19 protein-coding genes and 1 pseudogene are annotated in these 17138 nt (G+C 62.3%); 2 read left to right on the forward strand and 18 right to left on the reverse strand.

Features of this window, described 5'->3' with window-relative positions:
- Together E8E91_RS03715 and E8E91_RS03720 are read right to left on the reverse strand one after the other, a co-directional pair.
- A pseudogene (locus tag E8E91_RS03715) lies at window positions 1–375 on the reverse strand (electron transfer flavoprotein subunit alpha/FixB family protein); the annotation flags it as partial.
- Window position 376: 1 nt separating this feature from the next.
- Window positions 377–1126 carry an electron transfer flavoprotein subunit beta/FixA family protein gene (locus E8E91_RS03720; RefSeq protein WP_280363850.1) on the reverse strand — a complete coding sequence of 250 codons (750 nt, stop codon included), beginning with the start codon at window positions 1124–1126 and terminating at the stop codon, window positions 377–379.
- 318 nt (window positions 1127–1444) lie between these two features.
- Here E8E91_RS03720 and E8E91_RS03725 point away from each other — a divergent pair, with 318 nt between their 5' ends.
- Complete coding sequence (locus E8E91_RS03725; protein WP_280374662.1) at window positions 1445–3109, forward strand: electron transfer flavoprotein-ubiquinone oxidoreductase; 1665 nt, start codon at window positions 1445–1447, stop codon at window positions 3107–3109.
- A 52-nt stretch (window positions 3110–3161) separates the two neighbouring features.
- Here the strand turns inward: E8E91_RS03725 and E8E91_RS03730 are convergent, their stop codons facing one another.
- The 4 genes from E8E91_RS03730 to E8E91_RS03745 all read right to left on the reverse strand — a co-directional run bounded on the left by E8E91_RS03730 (window position 3162) and on the right by E8E91_RS03745 (window position 6107).
- A complete protein-coding gene (locus tag E8E91_RS03730; protein ID WP_280363856.1) occupies window positions 3162–3731 on the reverse strand; it encodes a DUF1285 domain-containing protein in 570 nt (189 codons plus the stop codon).
- 10 nt (window positions 3732–3741) lie between these two features.
- Complete coding sequence (locus tag E8E91_RS03735; RefSeq protein ID WP_280363859.1) at window positions 3742–4344, reverse strand: DUF4823 domain-containing protein; 603 nt, start codon at window positions 4342–4344, stop codon at window positions 3742–3744.
- Between the two features lie 66 nt (window positions 4345–4410).
- Window positions 4411–5379 carry a radical SAM protein gene (locus tag E8E91_RS03740; RefSeq protein ID WP_280374663.1) on the reverse strand — a complete coding sequence of 323 codons (969 nt, stop codon included), beginning with the start codon at window positions 5377–5379 and terminating at the stop codon, window positions 4411–4413.
- 89 nt (window positions 5380–5468) lie between these two features.
- Window positions 5469–6107 (reverse strand): TetR/AcrR family transcriptional regulator, encoded by a 639-nt coding sequence (locus tag E8E91_RS03745; RefSeq protein ID WP_151135132.1) that lies wholly within the window; start codon window positions 6105–6107, stop codon window positions 5469–5471.
- A gap of 74 nt (window positions 6108–6181) precedes the next feature.
- Here E8E91_RS03745 and E8E91_RS03750 point away from each other — a divergent pair, with 74 nt between their 5' ends.
- Window positions 6182–7315 carry an aminotransferase class V-fold PLP-dependent enzyme gene (locus E8E91_RS03750; protein ID WP_280374664.1) on the forward strand — a complete coding sequence of 378 codons (1134 nt, stop codon included), beginning with the start codon at window positions 6182–6184 and terminating at the stop codon, window positions 7313–7315.
- 248 nt (window positions 7316–7563) lie between these two features.
- On the opposite strand, the gene E8E91_RS03755 is transcribed toward E8E91_RS03750, so the two are convergent.
- The 12 genes from E8E91_RS03755 to rpmF form a co-directional block, all read right to left on the reverse strand.
- Window positions 7564–8346, reverse strand: a complete 783-nt coding sequence (locus tag E8E91_RS03755) for a TatD family hydrolase (protein ID WP_280363867.1) — start codon at window positions 8344–8346, stop codon at window positions 7564–7566.
- Between the two features lie 68 nt (window positions 8347–8414).
- Window positions 8415–8771, reverse strand: a complete 357-nt coding sequence (locus tag E8E91_RS03760) for a PilZ domain-containing protein (protein WP_028627861.1) — start codon at window positions 8769–8771, stop codon at window positions 8415–8417.
- A 35-nt stretch (window positions 8772–8806) separates the two neighbouring features.
- A complete protein-coding gene (locus E8E91_RS03765) occupies window positions 8807–9793 on the reverse strand; it encodes a DNA polymerase III subunit delta' (protein WP_280374665.1) in 987 nt (328 codons plus the stop codon).
- Entirely contained in the window at window positions 9786–10418 is a 633-nt protein-coding gene (gene tmk, locus E8E91_RS03770; protein ID WP_280374666.1) for a dTMP kinase, read from the reverse strand. The genes E8E91_RS03765 and tmk overlap by 8 nt, the downstream gene beginning before the upstream one ends.
- Window positions 10419–10431: 13 nt before the next feature.
- Window positions 10432–11469, reverse strand: a complete 1038-nt coding sequence (gene mltG, locus E8E91_RS03775) for an endolytic transglycosylase MltG (protein WP_280374667.1) — start codon at window positions 11467–11469, stop codon at window positions 10432–10434.
- Window positions 11470–11472: 3 nt separating this feature from the next.
- Complete coding sequence (gene pabC / locus E8E91_RS03780; protein ID WP_280374668.1) at window positions 11473–12288, reverse strand: aminodeoxychorismate lyase; 816 nt, start codon at window positions 12286–12288, stop codon at window positions 11473–11475.
- Complete coding sequence (fabF, locus tag E8E91_RS03785) at window positions 12288–13532, reverse strand: beta-ketoacyl-ACP synthase II (RefSeq protein ID WP_151135145.1); 1245 nt, start codon at window positions 13530–13532, stop codon at window positions 12288–12290. The genes pabC and fabF overlap by 1 nt, the downstream gene beginning before the upstream one ends.
- 168 nt (window positions 13533–13700) lie before the next feature.
- Window positions 13701–13937, reverse strand: a complete 237-nt coding sequence (gene acpP / locus E8E91_RS03790) for an acyl carrier protein (protein ID WP_016493661.1) — start codon at window positions 13935–13937, stop codon at window positions 13701–13703.
- A gap of 191 nt (window positions 13938–14128) precedes the next feature.
- On the reverse strand, window positions 14129–14872 hold the full coding sequence (gene fabG / locus E8E91_RS03795) for a 3-oxoacyl-ACP reductase FabG (protein ID WP_077522399.1): 744 nt from the start codon (window positions 14870–14872) through the stop codon (window positions 14129–14131).
- 15 nt (window positions 14873–14887) lie between these two features.
- Entirely contained in the window at window positions 14888–15826 is a 939-nt protein-coding gene (gene fabD, locus E8E91_RS03800; RefSeq protein WP_280374669.1) for an ACP S-malonyltransferase, read from the reverse strand.
- Window positions 15827–15929: 103 nt separating this feature from the next.
- Window positions 15930–16940: a phosphate acyltransferase PlsX gene (gene plsX / locus E8E91_RS03805; RefSeq protein ID WP_280374670.1), complete on the reverse strand. Its 1011-nt coding sequence runs from the start codon at window positions 16938–16940 to the stop codon at window positions 15930–15932.
- 3 nt (window positions 16941–16943) lie between these two features.
- Complete coding sequence (rpmF, locus tag E8E91_RS03810; protein ID WP_069084611.1) at window positions 16944–17126, reverse strand: 50S ribosomal protein L32; 183 nt, start codon at window positions 17124–17126, stop codon at window positions 16944–16946.
- Between the last annotated feature and the right edge of the window lie 12 nt (window positions 17127–17138).

Raw genomic sequence — 17138 nt, forward strand, 5'->3', positions numbered from 1 at the left:
ACGCTTGAAGGTGTCGGCGCTTTCAACGGCGATGATCTCGGAGATCTGGTCGACGTCCAGCAGAGCGGCTACGCGCGGCAGGAAGTTCTTGCCGTTGGTGGTAGCGGGGGCCAGCACGTGGCTGTAGCCCTTGCCCAGCTCGGCGATCAGCGGAGCGACGTTTTCCGGCAGCTGGTGGGCGTAGGCAGCGTTGTCGGCTACCAGCACCTTGGACACGCCAGCGATCTTGGCAGCGGCTTCGGCGGCAGCGCCTGCACCCTGACCGGCAACCAGAACGTGGATGTCGCCACCGATCTTCTGAGCGGCGGTAACGGTGTTGAGGGTGGCGGCCGCCAGCGCGGCATTGGAGTGTTCAGCGATTACAAGGACGGCCATCTCAGATCACCTTCGCTTCGTTCTTCAGTTTCTCGACCAGCTCGGCCACGGACTTGACCTTGATACCGGCCTGACGGGCAGCCGGCGCTTCGACTTTCAGGGTCTTGACGGTGGAAGCGGTGGAAACACCCAGGGCGTCCGGCGTCACCACGTCCAGCGGCTTCTTCTTGGCCTTCATGATGTTCGGCAGCGACGCGTAGCGCGGCTCGTTCAGGCGCAGGTCGGTGGTGACGATCGCCGGCAGGTTCAGTGCAACGGTCTGCAGACCGCCGTCGATTTCGCGGGTGACGTTGACCTTGTCGCCAGCAACTTCAACCTTGGAGGCGAAGGTGCCCTGGGCATAGCCGGTCAGGGCGCCCAGCATCTGGCCGGTCTGGTTGTTGTCGCTATCGATGGCCTGTTTGCCGAGGATCACCAGTTGCGGCTGCTCCTTGTCGACCACGGCCTTCAGCGCCTTGGCAACGGCCAGGGAGTTCAGCTCGTCGGCGGACTCGACCAGGATGGCGCGGTCAGCGCCCAGGGCCAGGGCAGTACGCAGCTGCTCTTGAGCAGTGTTCGGGCCGATGGTGACGACGACGATTTCACTCGCTACGCCTTTTTCTTTCAGACGGACGGCTTCTTCCACGGCAATTTCGCAGAAGGGGTTCATCGACATCTTCACGTTGGCGAGGTCGACGCCGGAGTTGTCCGCCTTGACGCGGACTTTGACGTTGTAGTCGACCACTCGTTTGACAGCTACAAGAACCTTCATGGATTCCTCGTTACTCTCCGGTTAATAAGAATGTCGCCAAGACGAGCCTGGCCAGTGATGCAGGTCGGCCGGAACCGACGTCAGCCCAGACAGCGAGCGCAAAACCGCCCGTATCTTGACCGGATCGCCTATTCCGGTCAATACAGCAAAATGCCCCGCCATAAGCCGCAGAGCCTTATCCTATCAGGGCTTCACAAAATTCAAACAAACGTTTGTATTGGACCCGCCACAGGCTCTGGATATAATGCGCCAGCTCAGGTCAGGGATCGAGCCTAGCCCTCCAACACAAAATATCGAAGAGCCTTGAGGAGATTGACTGTGGAACGCGAATACATGGAATTCGACGTCGTCATCGTCGGCGCTGGCCCTGCTGGCCTGTCCGCCGCGTGCCGACTGAAGCAGAAGGCCGCGGAAGCTGGTCAAGAGATCAGCGTATGCGTGGTCGAGAAGGGTTCCGAAGTGGGCGCCCACATTCTCTCTGGCGCCGTATTCGAACCGCGAGCCCTTAACGAACTCTTCCCTGACTGGAAAGAACTGGGCGCCCCGCTGAACACCCCGGTAACCCGCGACGACATCTATATGCTCAAGGATGCCGACTCCGCAATCAAGGTTCCCGATCTGTTCGTGCCCAAGACCATGCACAACGAGGGCAACTATATCATCTCCCTGGGCAATCTCTGCCGCTGGCTGGCCCAGCAGGCCGAAGGCCTGGGCGTTGAGATCTACCCGGGCTTCGCCGCCCAGGAAGCGCTGATCGACGAGAATGGCGTGGTACGCGGCATCATCACCGGCGACCTCGGTGTGGACCGTGAAGGCCACCCGAAAGAGGGTTACTACACCCCCGGCATGGAACTGCGCGCCAAGTACACCCTGTTCGCCGAAGGCTGCCGTGGCCACATCGGCAAGCAGCTGATCAAAAAGTACAACCTGGACTCCGAAGCCGACGCCCAGCACTACGGCATCGGCATCAAGGAAATCTGGGACATCGACCCGGCCAAGCATCAGCCCGGCCTGGTAGTCCACACCGCCGGCTGGCCGATGGACATCGTGGGCACCGAGAACACCGGTGGCTCCTTCCTCTATCACCTGGAAAACAACCAGGTGGTCGTAGGCCTGATCATCGACCTGTCCTATGCCAACGCCTACCTGTCGCCCTTCGACGAATTCCAGCGCTACAAGCACCACCCGGTGATCAAGCAGTACCTGGAAGGCGGCAAGCGCGTCGCCTACGGCGCCCGCGCTATCTGCAAAGGCGGCCTGAACTCGCTGCCGAAAATGGTCTTCCCGGGCGGCGCGCTGATCGGCTGTGACCTGGGCACCCTGAACTTCGCCAAGATCAAGGGCAGCCACACTGCCATGAAGTCCGGCATGCTGGCCGCCGAATCCGTGGCCGCCGCCCTGGCCGCTGGCAAGGAAGGTGGTGACGAGCTGACCAACTATGTCGACGCCTTCAAGTCCAGCTGGCTGTACGACGAACTGTTCCGCAGCCGTAACTTCGGCGCGGCGATTCACAAGTACGGTGCACTGGTGGGTGGTGCTTTCAACTACGTCGACCAGAACTGGTTCGGCGGCAAGCTCCCGTTCACCCTGCACGACAACAAGCCGGACTATGCCTGCCTGAAGCCGGCAGCCCAGTCCCAGCGCATCGACTATCCGAAGCCGGACGGCAAGATCAGCTTCGACAAGCTGAGCTCGGTATTCCTCTCCAACACCAACCATGAAGAGGAACAACCCTGCCACCTGAAGCTGGCCGACGCGAGCATCCCGATCGCGAAAAACCTGCCGCTGTACGATGAACCTGCGCAACGCTACTGCCCGGCTGGCGTGTACGAAGTGGTGACTCAGGAAGATGGCGCCAAGCGCTTCCAGATCAACGCCCAGAACTGCGTCCACTGCAAAACCTGCGACATCAAGGACCCGGCCCAGAACATCACCTGGGTAGCCCCGGAAGGCACCGGCGGCCCGAACTACCCCAACATGTAATGCAGGCACGAAAAAGGCTCCCTCGGGAGCCTTTTTCATATCCGCCTTCCGGCTATTCCGGCAGCGGTCCGATAGGGAAGAACTCCCCACCGCTCCACACACCAAGCCACGTGATGCCATCGATCTCACGCGGCTCTGCCAACTCCACCAGTTGGTAGAAGACATTGCGATGGATCAGCGCCTCCAGGTTGGTACGCACCAGCACATAGGGTGAGGGCTCCTGGGTCTCCGGGTCCAGCTCGACCCGCAGCGGATGCACCGCACCCGCCACTACCTCATCCTCCACATTGGTAATGAAGCGCAGCTGCTGCTCCTCCCCTGCCCCCTCGACCTGCAGTTGAACGGCCACGAAGGGTGCATCTTCCACTTGGATACCCACCTTCTCGACGGGCGTGACCAGGAAATAGTCCGCGCCATCCTTGCGGATCACACTGGAAAACAGCTTGACCATGGGCTTGCGGCCGATCGGCGTGCCCAAATAGAACCAGGTGCCGTCCCGGGCGATGCGCATATCGATGTCGCCGCAGAACGGCGGGTTCCACAGATGAACGGGCGCACCGCCGGGCTTGTCGCCCTTGGGTATCTGCGCCAGCAGGTCGCCGGCCTTGCCGGGATCGCTCATTTCAATCTCCTCAACGACTCAATCCGATCAGGCTGCGAGCATACTCTTCCAGCGGCGGCCCGATCAGGTCTTCAGGTTTGGAGTCGTAGAACGTCAGAAAACCGCCACGATTACGGATTCGCGCGGAGTCCACCAGGTAACGGGTATTGGTTTCGATCAGCATCAGCTGGATCACGCCACGGTCGCGGCCAAGGCGGTCCAGCGCCTCCTGGTCTTCCCATTCCTCGACCGTGCCGATGCGGTCGTCAGCGCTGGCGAAACGCGCATACAGCAGGTAGTGCGCACCAACCGCACGAGCCTGGCCCATGGCCTCCTCCAGGCCGGCCGGCCCCGTTGCGCGGCGCACCATGGGGAAGTACTCGACGAAGCCGTTGAACGCCTCCTCGGCCACCACATTGGGCCGCGGGTAGGCGGAACCCGGCGGTACGAAGTAGCCCTGGGCGATGAAGATGAAGGAGTCAGGTTGCAGGCGCCACGGACTGGCGCGGCGGGTCTCACTGTGGTCCAGGAATCCAGCATCGCTCAGCTGCTCGCGAGTGCCCTCGGCCATGTCGCTGACCTTCATGCAGCCGGCCAGGCCGAGAAGCGCCAACAACAGAATCAAACTACGCATCGTGTGTCCTCCAGGCGCCGGCGACGAAAAACCGGCGGATAGAGAACCAATGCAGCTTCCGCGCCATCAACCGCCGATGATCTTCATCACGGTGACGCCGCCTGAAAACGCGATGTCCTGCTTGTCCGCCAGAGCCTTTACCAGCAGTCGCTGCAACGCCGGTAGTGCCTCGTGCCGGGGCTTCTCCAGCAGGTCGCCGACGTAATGGCGATTGCTCGAAGAAAGGCAGCCATGCAGCCACCCAGTGGAAGACAGGCGAAGGCGCGAACAGGTCCGACAGAACGGCACGCTTTCGTTGGCGATCACCCCGAAGCAACCCTCGCCCGGAACGCGATAACGAATGGCCGTGGCGTCCAGCGGCGCATCGGCCTGGACGAACTCATGGCTGGCGCGGATCAGCGCCAGCAATTCTTCCAGCCCCACGAACTGCTGGTGGAACGTGTTGGGATCGCGAGCTAGATGCCCCATGCGCATCAGCTCGATGAAGCGCAGCTCGAAGCCACGCTCCAGGCAGTAGTCCAGCAACGGCAGCACCTGGTCGAGGTTCTTGCCGCGCAGCGGGACCATGTTGATCTTGATCTTGAGGCCGGCAGCCCTTGCCTCGTCGAGCCCCTTGAGCACCGTGGCGAGGTCACCGCCTCGGGCGATGCTGCGGAACTCGTCGGCGTTCAGGGTATCGAGGGAAATATTCAGGCGGCGGATGCCGCAGTCCAACAGCAGCGGCAATTTGCGGGACAGCAGCTGACCGTTGCTGGTGATGCTGATGTCATCGAGGCCCAGCTTGCTGACTTCGCGGAGAAAAGGATCGAGTTTGGGACTCACCAGCGGTTCGCCGCCGGTGATCCGCAGGCGTTCTATGCCAGCGGCTTCGATGAGGTAGGCCACGCCACGAACCATGGCCTCGGCGGAGAGTTCATCCTGTGCCGCCACCAGTCGTTTGCCGTCTGGCACGCAGTAAGTACAGGCGTAGTTGCAGGCGGCAGTCAGACTGATTCGCAGGTTGCGGAAGCGCCTGCCTTGGCGGTCGACGATCATGGGACGCTCCGGCATGTGGTACACCGGAGTATATCCCCGCGGCCTCTACAGCACATATCCGAGACCGCGTTATAGGCGCACTGAATACGTCAGCCGGCGGGCGACTCGGCCTCGCGCTTGCGCTTGTTGCCCATGCGCACGCCGATGTCCATGAGGAACTGGAAGAAGCCTTCCTGATCCTCCAGCACGTTGCTCCAGAACGGCGAGTGGTAGAGCGCGACAGCACCATGCACCAGGGCCCAGGCAGCGCAGTAATGGAAGTAAGGCGGCACGTCTTCCAGCTTGCCTTCAGCGATACGGCCCTTGATCAGCTGGGTGAGTCGCTCGAAGTTGGACGCGCGGATCTTGTGCAGCTGCTCGACCATCTCCGGAACCTGGCTGTTCTTCACCACCTTCTCTTCCAGGCGGTCGAACAGGCGATAGCGCTGCGGGTCACGCATGCGGAACTCGAAGTAGGCGCGCGATAGCGCCTCCTTGTCACGGTCCACATCAGCGGAATGGAACAGCGCGTTCAGGTCACGCTCGTAGTCGAGCATCAGGCGCAGATAGATCTCCGCCTTGGACTTGAAATGCTTGTAGATGGTGCCTTTGCCGATACCCACTGCGTCGGCGATCATCTCGACGGTAACGCTGTCTTCGCCCTCTTCGAGGAAGAGCTTCAGGGCGGTGTCGAGAATTTCCTGCTCGCGGCGGCGGAACTCACGGACTTTACGGGGTTCTTTCTGCATAAAGGGACTGTGGGGTCAAAAATCAAGCCGCGTATTATGCCTATCTGGCGTAAAAATGCACGGATCATCCGACTATGAGCTTATTGCAAGATGAGTTTGCTCACGCCGATGGGCTCCGCTATCTCAACCATGCTGCCGTCGCGCCGTGGCCAAAACGCGCGACCCGCGCGGTCCAGAGCTTCGCCGAAGAGAACTGTAGCCTTGGCGCAAGGGACTATCCAGACTGGTTGATAGTAGAGCGTCGTCTGCGCGAACGCCTAGCCAGGCTGCTGAACACTCCGACCACGGCTGATCTTGCACTGGTCAAGAATACATCGGAAGCCCTGTCTTTCGTTGCCTTTGGTCTGGATTGGAGTGCAGGCGATCAGGTCGTCATCAGCGACCAGGAGTTCCCGTCCAACCGAGTCGTCTGGGAAGCACTGAAACGCTTCGGCGTGGATACCCTCCAGGTGCCGCTGAATGGCCCCGATCCGGAAGGTGCCCTGATCGCCGCCATTGGCCCCCGCACCCGCCTGATGTCCATCAGCGCTGTGCAATATGCCAGCGGCCTGCGCCTGGATCTGCACCGCCTCGGCCAGGAGTGCCGCAAGCGTGGAGTGCTCTTCTGCGTCGACGCCATCCAGCAACTGGGCGCCCTGCCCTTTGACGTCCAGGCCATCGATTGCGACTTCGCCATGGCCGATGGGCACAAGTGGATGCTGGGTCCGGAAGGCCTCGGGGTCTTCTATTGCCGCGCCGACTTGCGCCACCAACTGAAGCTCCACGAGTACGGCTGGCACATGCTGGAACACCCCGGTGACTACGAACGCTCCGACTGGGAGCCCTCACGCACCGCACGCCGTTTCGAATGCGGCAGCCCAAACATGCTGGGCGCCATGGCGCTGGAGGCGAGCCTGTCCCTGCTGGAGGAGGTCGGCATGGAACAAGTGGCGAAAGGCTTGGCCGAGCGCGTGCAATGGCTGCAGGACGGTCTCGTCCGGATTCCTGGCGTGCAATTGCTGAGCCCGCTGAATCCGCTGCGTCGTGCCGGCATTCTCAGCTTCCGCCTGGACGGATGGGACAACCAGGCGCTGTTCGAACGCCTGCGCGCCGAGCAGGTGGTCTGCGCCCAGCGCGGTGGCGGAATCCGCTTTTCGCCGCATTTCTACACCGAATTCCGCGTGCTGGACGAGACGCTTGGGCTGGTACGCCAGATGGCAGACACATGAGGACTCAGCCGAGGCCGCTGTATTCCAAATAGGTTTAAGAAACGCCACTGGGCTATCTGGACGCGTGGGGATAATGGCCAATACTTCTTCTTACTGGCGCGCGGCATCTCCCCCCAAGTGCCCAGCCAGTCGAGGAACCGTGGATCGCGTTCCTTTGTTTTACTCCTAATGGTCTTGACCCGGATTCATCCCCCAGAACCCGGGTTTTTTTTGTGCGCGGCTTTTGTCGGCGGCCGAGGGAGACCGCTTCAGCCGCGTCGGGCGAGGGGGAACAGGCGCAGATAGTTCTCGCCGGTCTGCTCGGCGAATGCTTCGTACGACACGCCTCGCAAATCGGCAAGGAACTCTGCCACCTCACGCACGTACTGCGGCAGGTTGGGCTTCCCGCGGTAAGGCACCGGGGCGAGATAAGGCGAATCGGTTTCCACCAGCAGGCGGTCGGCCGGTACCTGGCGGGCCACTTCTCGCAGGGCATCGGCATTGCGGAAGGTGACGATGCCGGAGAGCGAAATATAGAAACCGAGGTCGAGCGCGGCGCGGGCCATCTCCCAATCCTCGGTGAAGCAATGCAGCACACCGGCCTGGGGCAGCGCCGCATCGCGCAGCTGGGCAAGGGTGTCGGCACGGGCTTCACGGGTATGCACGATGACCGGCTTGCCAGTCACCTTCGCAGCCTCCAGGTGCAGACGGAATGCCTGCTGCTGGAGTTCGGCGGCTTCAGGCTCGTAGTAATAGTCCAGGCCCGTCTCACCGATCGCTACTACACGCGGGTGTTCCAGCTCCCCAAGCAACCAGTCCAGCGCGAGGGATTCGCCCGGCTGCAGGTCCAGTGGGTGAACGCCGACGGAGCAATGCACGTCGTCGTAACGCTCGGCGAGGGACTTCACCGCCGCCGCGTTGTCGGCGCTCACGCCAATGCAGAGGAACTGGCTAACACCGCGAGCACGGGCGGCGTCGAGGGCGGCATCGAGGGAGCCATCATGGGCGGCCAGGTCGAGGCGGTCCAGGTGGCAATGGGAGTCGATCAACATGCTTCAAGGCTCCAGGCGCAGGCGCCAAGCTTCAAGCCTGCCGCTTGCAGCCGGAGCCCGACGGCCGGTTACATCGTATGGGTGGGACGGTCGGACTTGAGGGCGCCGGCGAGGTAAGTCTCGATCTTGTTGCGTGCGCCGCTGTCGCCATCGTTGAACTGGACGCCGATGCCCGCTGCGCGGTTGCCCTGGGCGCCCTTGGGGGTGATCCAGACCACCTTGCCGGCGACCGGGATTTTCTCCTGCTCATCCATCAGGTTGAGCAGCATGAATACTTCGTCGCCCAGCTTGTAGGTCTTGTTGGTCGGAATGAACAGGCCACCGTTCTTGATGAACGGCATGTAGGCGGCATACAGCACGGACTTGTCCTTGATGGTCAAGGACAGGATCCCGTTACGCGGGCCCAGATTCGGCGGCAGGCTCATGCGGTTTTCCTGGAAAGCTGGTTCAGCCAACGATTCTAGCCCGGCCCGGGCAGGCTTGCCCACTGCACCAGTAGCGCTTCGAGAAGCAACACACGATTGAGATTGGCCTTGTTCAGGACTTTCTGCCGCTGCTGCAGCAACCAGTCCTGCATGGCCAGGACCTTGTGCTGCGGGGCCTTCTCCGCGAGGTACTGCACCACCTTGCGCATATCGTTCAACCCCAGCCCCGCCTCATCACGGGTGAGCTGGAAGCGCAACATCAGTTGCGCCCAGTCGCAGAACCAGTCGAACAGCAGGGGCAGAGGCACGGCATTCCAACCCTCGGCCAACTGGCTGGCGCCTACTTGCTGTTTGAGCAGCTTCTTCACGCCCTCTACCACTTCGCCGCGTTGGGCACGCACCCCCTGCCCTTCGAGGCGCAGAGCCGACAACGGCGAGCCGCCTGCCAGCACCAGCAATTCACGCAGATCGTCGGGGGATGCGTCCGGCAACGCGCTTCCCAGCCAGGCCAGGCTCTGGGCGGCGCTGGGCAATGGGCAAGCCTGCTGCACGCAACGGCTCTTGATGGTCGGAAGGAGGCGGCTGGGCTGGTGGCTGATCAGCAGCAGCACGGTATCGCCCGAGGGCTCTTCCAGACTCTTGAGCAGGGCATTGGAAGCGTTGATGTTCATCGCCTCGGCCGGTTCCAGCAGCACCACCTTGCGCCCACCGAGCTGCGCGGTCTGGACCACGAACCCAACCAGTTCGCGCACCTGGTCGACTCGAATGGCCTTGTCGACCTCCTCCGGCTCCAGCACGAAGGCATCCGGATGGGTACTGGCCGCCAGTAGCAGACACGCCTTGCAATGGCCGCAGGCATCAAGCCCAGCCGGGTTCTGGCAGAGCAGGCGCGCCATCAGGCGATCGGCCAGAGCGCGCTTGCCAATGCCGGAAGGACCGTGCAGCAGATAGGCATGGGCGTGCCGCGGACGGCCCGCCAGCTGCTGCCAAAGTGCGTCCTGCCAGGGATAGGCCTCAGCCATCGCAACGCTCCAGCAACTCAGGCAGCAATGTGTCGAGATTGGCCTGCACCTCGGCCAGCGGCAGCGAAGCGTCGATCACCTTGTAGCGGTCGGCGGCGGCCTGTGCACGCTGCAAGTAGGTCTGGCGCACGGCCTCGAAGAAGCTGCGTTTCTCCTGCTCAAAGCGATCGAGGCGGCCACGAGCAGCCGCGCGGGTCAGGCCGATCTCCACGGGCAGATCGAACACCAGGGTCAGATCGGGACGAAGGTCACCCTGGACGAAATTTTCCAGCAGTGCGATGCGCTCCTTGGGCAAGCCACGACCACCACCCTGATAGGCGTAGGTGGCATCGGTGAAACGATCACAGAGCACCACAGCACCACGGGCCAGCGCAGGTTTGATCACACCTTCCAGGTGCTGGGCGCGAGCGGCGAATACCAGCAGCAATTCAGTATCGACACCCATGGTTTCGTCGCTGGGGGTCAGCAGCAGTTCGCGGATACGCTCGGCCAGCGGCGTACCGCCCGGCTCGCGGGTCAGCACGACCTCGATGCCGTGACTGCGCAGACGCTCGGCGAGGTATTCGCGATTGGTGCTTTTACCGGCACCTTCCGGGCCTTCCAATGTGATGAACAGACCGCTCACTGGGTGTCCTTTTTCATTGCGGAGTTGGGCTGGAGCGGTAGCCGTTGCGGCGCTTCAACTGGAAGTCACGCACGGCCTGGTTGTGCTCGCCCAGGGTCTCGGAGAATACATGGCTGCCGTCGCCGCGGGCGACGAAATAGAGGCTCTTGCCCGCAGCCGGATGCAATGCGGCGTGGATGGCCTCGCGGCCGGCAAGGGCAATCGGAGTCGGCGGCAGGCCACTGATGACGTAGGTGTTGTAAGGCGTCGGCTCGCGCAGATGGTCGCGAGTCAGGTTGCCGTTGTAGCGCTCACCCAGACCATAGATCACAGTCGGGTCAGTCTGCAGCAGCATCCCGGTATTGAGGCGGCGCACGAAAACGCCAGCGATCTGTCCGCGCTCGGCCGGCACGCCGGTTTCCTTCTCCACCAGGGAAGCCATGATCAACGCCTGGTAGGAATCGTTATAGGGCAGCCGATCCGCGCGCTTGCCCCACTCCTCGGCGAGGACCTGGTCGAGGCGATCACGCGCCTGCTTCAGCAGGTCGATATCGCGCATGCCACGCACAAAGCGATAGGTATCGGGGAAGAAGCGGCCTTCCGGGTACTCGCCCGGGCGGCCGAGACGGGCCATCAGCTCGGCGTCGCTGACATTGGCCAGGGTCTGCTCCAGCTTGGCCTGCTTGGCCAAGGCCGCACGCACCTGACGGAAGTTCCAGCCTTCAACCAGGGTAAGGCTGTACTGCACCACGTCACCGCGCTGCCAGAGCCCCAGCAAGTCGCCGGCGCTCATTCCCGGAGTCAGACGGTATTCACCGCTGTGCAAGGACTCGTTGGCCAGGTTGAAGCGCCAGTATTGGCGGAGCCAGAAGGCATTGTTCAGCACCCCCTCCTCTTCCAGGCGGTTGAGCAGGCCGCCTGGCGTGGCGCCGGCCGGCACGTCCAGCATCCTTTCGGCGGAGATGTTCAGGGGTTGCTCAAGGGTGACGCTCTGCTGCCAGCCGGCAAAGGCGACGAGCAAGCCAGCCAGAAGCAGGCCTGCCTCCAGCATCAGCAGGAATTTGCGTATCACGAATCAGATGTCCAGTAGATCGCGGGCGATGGCCTGAAGTTTACGGGTCAGCGGGCCGACCGGCCAGTGATGGCCTGTTACAGAACGCACCGGCCAAATGCCGAAGAGGCTGTTGCAGAGGAACACCTCGTCAGCCTGGAGGAAGTCCTCGAACGGGATATCACGCACTTCGACCTTCAGGCCTTCCGCCCTGGCGCTGTCGAGCAAGGCTGCTCGCATCACGCCAGCCACACCACAGCGCGAAAGGTCCGCAGTGACCAGCACGCCATCGCGCACGATGAACAGGTTGCTGAAAACACCTTCGATTACGCGACCGGCCTGGTCACGCATCAGCCCCTCGGCAAACTCGCTGCCCTGCCACTCGTTCCGGGCCAACACCTGCTCCAGTCGATTCAAGTGCTTGAGACCGGCAAGCAGGGGCTGCTCGGCAAGACGCGTCGTGCAGGGAAAGAGCTGGACGCCCTCTTCCCCATTACCATCTGGATAAGCCGGGAACGGACTGCTCTGCAGGATGCGTCGAGGTAACGCCACAGGGGGTGGCGCATAGCCGCGCAAGCCTTCGCCGCGGGTGATCATCAACTTGGCGACGCCTTCACCCAGCCCGGCTGAAAAGGCCAGCAGCTCGGTGCGCATCAGTTGGAGATCCAGTGGAATACCGAGGCGCCGGCAACCTTCGGCCAGACGCGCCATGTGGTATTCGAGAAGGGGGGGCCGTCCGGCACGCACGGCGATGGTCTCGAAAAGCCCATCGCCGTAAGCCAGGCCGCGATCCTTGATGGAAAGCGACTCGGCCGGGTGACCGTCGACCCAGCTCGGCATCAGCCGACGAACCGACGGAATACCAGGGAGCCGTTGGTGCCGCCGAAGCCGAAGGAGTTGGACAGCACGATATCCATAGGCATGGAACGCGCTTCGTGGGGTACGAAGTCGAGATCGCAGCCTTCGTCCGGCTCCTCCAGATTGATAGTGGGCGGCGCCACCTGGTCGCGCAGGGCCAACACGCTGAAGATCGCCTCCACCGCGCCCGCCGCACCCAGCAGGTGGCCGGTCATGGACTTGGTGGAGCTGACCGCGAGCTTGTAGGCGTGATCGCCGAACACCGACTTGAGCGCCATGGCTTCAGCCACGTCGCCGGCCGGAGTGGAGGTTCCGTGGGCGTTGACGTATTGCACCTGGTCGGCATTCAGGCCGGCATCGCGCAGGGCATTGCTCATGCAACGGGCGGCACCGGCGCCATCTTCCGGCGGAGAAGTCATGTGGTAGGCGTCGCCACTCATGCCGAAACCAATGAGCTCGGCATAGATGGTCGCGCCACGTGCCTTGGCGTGCTCCAGTTCTTCGAGGACCAGCGCGCCGGCACCGTCGGACAGCACGAATCCGTCGCGACCCTTGTCCCACGGACGGCTGGCGCGGGTCGGATCGTCATTGCGGGTCGACAGCGCACGGGCTGCGCCGAAGCCACCAAGGCCGAGGCCGCAGGCGGCCATCTCGGAACCACCGGCGACCATGACGTCCGCCTCGCCATAGGCGATGTTGCGAGCGGCCATACCGATGCAGTGGGTGCCTGTGGTGCACGCGGTGGCAATGGCGTAGTTCGGTCCCTGGATGCCCAGGTGGATCGACAGGAAGCCAGACACCATGTTGATGATCGAGCCCGGAACGAAGAACGGGGAGATCCGGCGCGGCCCCTGCTCGTGCAGGGATTTGCAGTTGTTCTCGATGTTGGTCAGGCCGCCGATGCCGGAGCCCATGGCGACACCGATGCGCTCGCGATTGGCGTCGGTGACTTCGAGACCGGAATCACGAACAGCCTGGAAGCTCGCTGCGAGGCCGTACTGGATGAACAGGTCGAGCTTGCGCGCTTCCTTGGCCGACAGATACTCCTCGACATTGAACCCCTTCACCGAACCACCGAAACGGGTGGAATAGGCAGACAGGTCCATATGCTCGATCAGGCCAATGCCACTACGGCCAGCCAGAATTCCCTGCCAGCTGCTCGATACATCGGTACCCAGCGGCGACAGCATGCCAAGGCCAGTGACCACGACGCGTCTACGCGACACAGCGATCTCCTTCTTCAATCTCTACACGGCGGTTGATTCGGATTAACAGACTGTTGAAAAGCCCGGCGGGTAACGCGCGATCCGTGGTTTTTCAACAATCGGCTAAAGAAAAGCCGCACGCCCAATCGGGTCGTGCGGCTTTTCCGCGTCGGGTAACCGACGACTACATTACTGCGCGTGGGCGTTGATGTAGTCGATGGCTTCCTGAACGGTGGTGATCTTCTCGGCTTGCTCGTCCGGGATTTCGGTCTCGAATTCCTCTTCCAGAGCCATCACCAGCTCAACGGTGTCAAGGGAGTCGGCGCCCAGGTCTTCAACGAAGGAAGCGCTGTTGGTGACTTCGTCTTCTTTGACGCCCAGTTGCTCGGCGACGATTTTCTTGACGCGTTCTTCGATGGTGCTCATACCTTGTTTTCACTCCTATGGAAAAATCCGTGCAGCTGGGGCTGCAGTGTATAGAAAGGGTTTTCCGCATTTCAAGCTGAACGCCTGAACCCTTTCAGGATCGCCGCAACGAAATGTCTATAACCCGACTGCACTCTTATAGCGAATTCTAGACAGGGCATATGACAGCTTCCTGAAGGGATTCGTCACATTCAGCTCATGTACATGCCGCCGTTCACCGGAATGGTAGCGCCGGTGACATAGGCAGCGCCGTCGGAAGCGAGGAACCCCACTACCTTGGCGATCTCTTCGGCCTGGCCCAGACGACCCAGCGGAATCTGGGTGAGCAGCGCATCGCGCTGGGCTTCCGGCAGCTCACGGGTCATGTCGGTGTCGATGAAGCCCGGAGCCACCGAGTTGACGGTGATGGCGCGGGAGCCAACTTCGCGCGCCAGAGCGCGGCTGAAACCTTCCAGGCCGGCCTTGGCTGCGGCGTAGTTGGTCTGGCCGGCGTTACCCATGGCACCCACCACCGAACCGATATTGATGATGCGTCCCCAACGAGCCTTGGTCATGCCACGCAGGACGGCCTTGGACAAGCGGTACAGGCTGTTGAGGTTGGTGTTGATGACATCGAACCATTCGTCGTCTTTCATGCGCAGCATCAGGTTGTCGCGGGTGATGCCGGCGTTGTTCACCACGATCAGCGGCTGACCGAGGTGCTGCTGAATGTGTTCCAGAGTGCTGGCGACCGATTCGTCACTGCTGACGTCGAGTACCAGACCGGCACCTTCGATGCCGTTTTCCTTGAGGAACTCGGCGATGCGCTCAGCGCCGGAAGCGGAGGTCGCAGTGCCGATTACCACGGCGCCCTGACGGCCCAGTTCGAGGGCGATAGCCTGGCCAATGCCACGGCTCGCACCGGTGACCAATGCCACCTTACCTTGCAGACTCATAGGTCTTCTCCTTGTTCAGGCCAGCGCAGCACGGGCGGCTGCGAAAGCATCAGGGGTATCCAGGTTGTGGGTGTTGACACCCTTCACGCAGCGCTTGTTCAGGCCGGACAGCACCTTGCCCGGGCCGCACTCGACAAGGTCGGTAACGCCACGCTCGGACAGGCTCACCATCGACTCGACCCAGCGAACCGGGCTGTACAGCTGGGCCAGCAGGTCACGCTTGAGCTCGGAAAGATCGGCCACTACTGCCGCGCTGACGTTCTGCACCAGCGGAATCTGCGGAGATTGCCAGGCCAGGGCTTCGACCGATTCAGCGAAGCGTTCGGCAGCAGGCTTCATCAGCGCGCAATGGGACGGAACACTCACCGGCAGCGGCATGGCGCGTTTGGCGCCACGAGCCTTGCAAGCCTCGATGGCACGCTCGACCGCGGCAGCGGAACCAGCGATCACCACCTGGCCAGGCGCGTTGAAGTTCACGGCGCTGACCACTTCGCCCTGGGCAGCTTCGGCGCAGGCAGCCAGTACGTCGGCATCTTCCAGGCCGAGAATGGCAGCCATGCCGCCCTGCCCTGCCGGTACGGCCTGCTGCATCAACTGACCACGGCGCTCGACCAGCTTCACCGCATCGGCGAAGCCCAGGCTGCCGGCGGCTACCAGGGCGGAGTACTCACCCAGGCTATGGCCAGCGACGTAGGCCGGACGCGCACCGCCTTCAGCCAGCCACAGACGCCACAGGGCGATGGAGGCGGTGAGGATGGCGGGCTGGGTCTTGTCGGTTTGATTGAGCTGTTCTTCCGGACCTTGCTGGGTCAGCGCCCAGAGGTCATAGCCGAGTGCCTCGGAGGCTTCGGCGAAGGTATCCAGGACCAGCTTCTGCTGGCCCCCCTGCTCGGCCAGCATGCCCAGAGACTGGGAGCCCTGACCGGGAAAAACGAAAGCGAGGGATGCGGACATTGAGTGAGGTCCCTTATCTGTCGGTATAGGGAGATTGACGCCCGGCATAGCCAAGCGCAGGAAACTGACAGTTGGATGACAAGCTGCCGATAGTGGTCACATCCTACAGCAACAGATGCTCCAGACGGCCGTGAAGACGCTGCGGCAGATTCTCCCGAACCTCGATCAGCGCGCGACGAATGGCACTCTGGAAACCATCCGAACCCGCCGAGCCGTGGCTCTTGATGACGATGCCCTGCAATCCGAGGAAGCTGGCTCCATTGTGGCGCGCAGGCGTCAGATCGGTACGCAGGCGACGCAAGAGCGGCAGCGCCAACGCACCCACCATCCGGGAGCCGAGGCTCTCGTTGAACAGGGCCTCCATGCGCGAGGAAATCATCGAAGCCAACCCCTCGCTGGACTTCAGCAGGATGTTGCCGACGAAACCGTCACACACCACCACGTCTGCATCACCACGGTACAGGCCGTCGCCCTCGATGTAGCCGATGTAGTTGAGACCCTCGGCCCGCTGCAACAGGCTCGCTGCCAACTTGACCTGCTGGTTACCCTTGATGTCTTCGGTGCCGACGTTCAGCAGCGCAACCCGCGGACGAGCCGTGCCCAAAGCCTCGGCAGCGACCGCCCCCATCACCGCAAACTGATAGAGATGTTCAGCACTGCAATCGACGTTGGCCCCCAGATCCAGCAGGTGGCAGTGGCCACGAGCCGTGGGAATGGCGCTGACCATGGCCGGACGATCGATGCCGGGCAAGGTTTTCAGGACATAGCGGGAAAGCGCCATCAAGGCGCCGGTGTTGCCGGCACTGACGCAGGCCTGGGCACGACCGTTTCGCACCAGATCGAGCGCGACGCGCATCGAGGCATCTGGCTTGCCACGCAAGGCTTGCGCCGGGCGCTCATCCATGGCGATCACTTCGCTGGCATGCTCGATTTGCAAGCGCTGGCGATCAACCGCTGGAATGCGGGCGACTAGTTCTTCAAGAAGGGGAGCTTGGCCGACGAGGACCAGGTGAAGCGAGGGGAATTCAGCCAGACAGGCGATACTGGCTGGAACAATGCAGCGGGGACCGAAGTCCCCGCCCATTGCATCAATCGCGACGATCGAGGCAGCCAAGGATTACTCGGCAGCGCCCTTGTCGACCACTTTGCGACCGCGGTAGAAACCGTCCGGAGAAACGTGGTGGCGCAGGTGAACTTCACCGGTGCTCTTCTCTACGGACAGTGCGTTGGCTTCGAGGGCATCGTGGGAACGACGCATATCGCGTGCCGAGCGGGATTTTTTGTTCTGCTGAACAGCCATAATCAATTAACT

The sequence above is a fragment of the Pseudomonas sp. BN515 genome (assembly GCF_029873155.1).
Lineage (GTDB): Bacteria > Pseudomonadota > Gammaproteobacteria > Pseudomonadales > Pseudomonadaceae > Metapseudomonas.

Coding starts and splice junctions, on each gene's coding strand:
- E8E91_RS03755 (WP_280363867.1), bottom strand. CDS start 8,346: ATGTTGATCGACTCCCATTGCCACCTGGACCGCCTCGACCTGGCCGCC.
- E8E91_RS03750 (WP_280374664.1), top strand. CDS start 6,182: ATGAGCTTATTGCAAGATGAGTTTGCTCACGCCGATGGGCTCCGCTAT.
- acpP (WP_016493661.1), bottom strand. CDS start 13,937: ATGAGCACCATCGAAGAACGCGTCAAGAAAATCGTCGCCGAGCAACTG.
- fabG (WP_077522399.1), bottom strand. CDS start 14,872: ATGAGTCTGCAAGGTAAGGTGGCATTGGTCACCGGTGCGAGCCGTGGC.
- E8E91_RS03765 (WP_280374665.1), bottom strand. CDS start 9,793: ATGGCTGAGGCCTATCCCTGGCAGGACGCACTTTGGCAGCAGCTGGCG.
- rpmF (WP_069084611.1), bottom strand. CDS start 17,126: ATGGCTGTTCAGCAGAACAAAAAATCCCGCTCGGCACGCGATATGCGT.
- E8E91_RS03735 (WP_280363859.1), bottom strand. CDS start 4,344: ATGCGTAGTTTGATTCTGTTGTTGGCGCTTCTCGGCCTGGCCGGCTGC.
- E8E91_RS03745 (WP_151135132.1), bottom strand. CDS start 6,107: ATGCAGAAAGAACCCCGTAAAGTCCGTGAGTTCCGCCGCCGCGAGCAG.
- E8E91_RS03730 (WP_280363856.1), bottom strand. CDS start 3,731: ATGAGCGATCCCGGCAAGGCCGGCGACCTGCTGGCGCAGATACCCAAG.
- fabD (WP_280374669.1), bottom strand. CDS start 15,826: ATGTCCGCATCCCTCGCTTTCGTTTTTCCCGGTCAGGGCTCCCAGTCT.
- pabC (WP_280374668.1), bottom strand. CDS start 12,288: ATGCCGAGCTGGGTCGACGGTCACCCGGCCGAGTCGCTTTCCATCAAG.
- E8E91_RS03760 (WP_028627861.1), bottom strand. CDS start 8,771: ATGAGCCTGCCGCCGAATCTGGGCCCGCGTAACGGGATCCTGTCCTTG.
- E8E91_RS03740 (WP_280374663.1), bottom strand. CDS start 5,379: ATGATCGTCGACCGCCAAGGCAGGCGCTTCCGCAACCTGCGAATCAGT.
- E8E91_RS03720 (WP_280363850.1), bottom strand. CDS start 1,126: ATGAAGGTTCTTGTAGCTGTCAAACGAGTGGTCGACTACAACGTCAAA.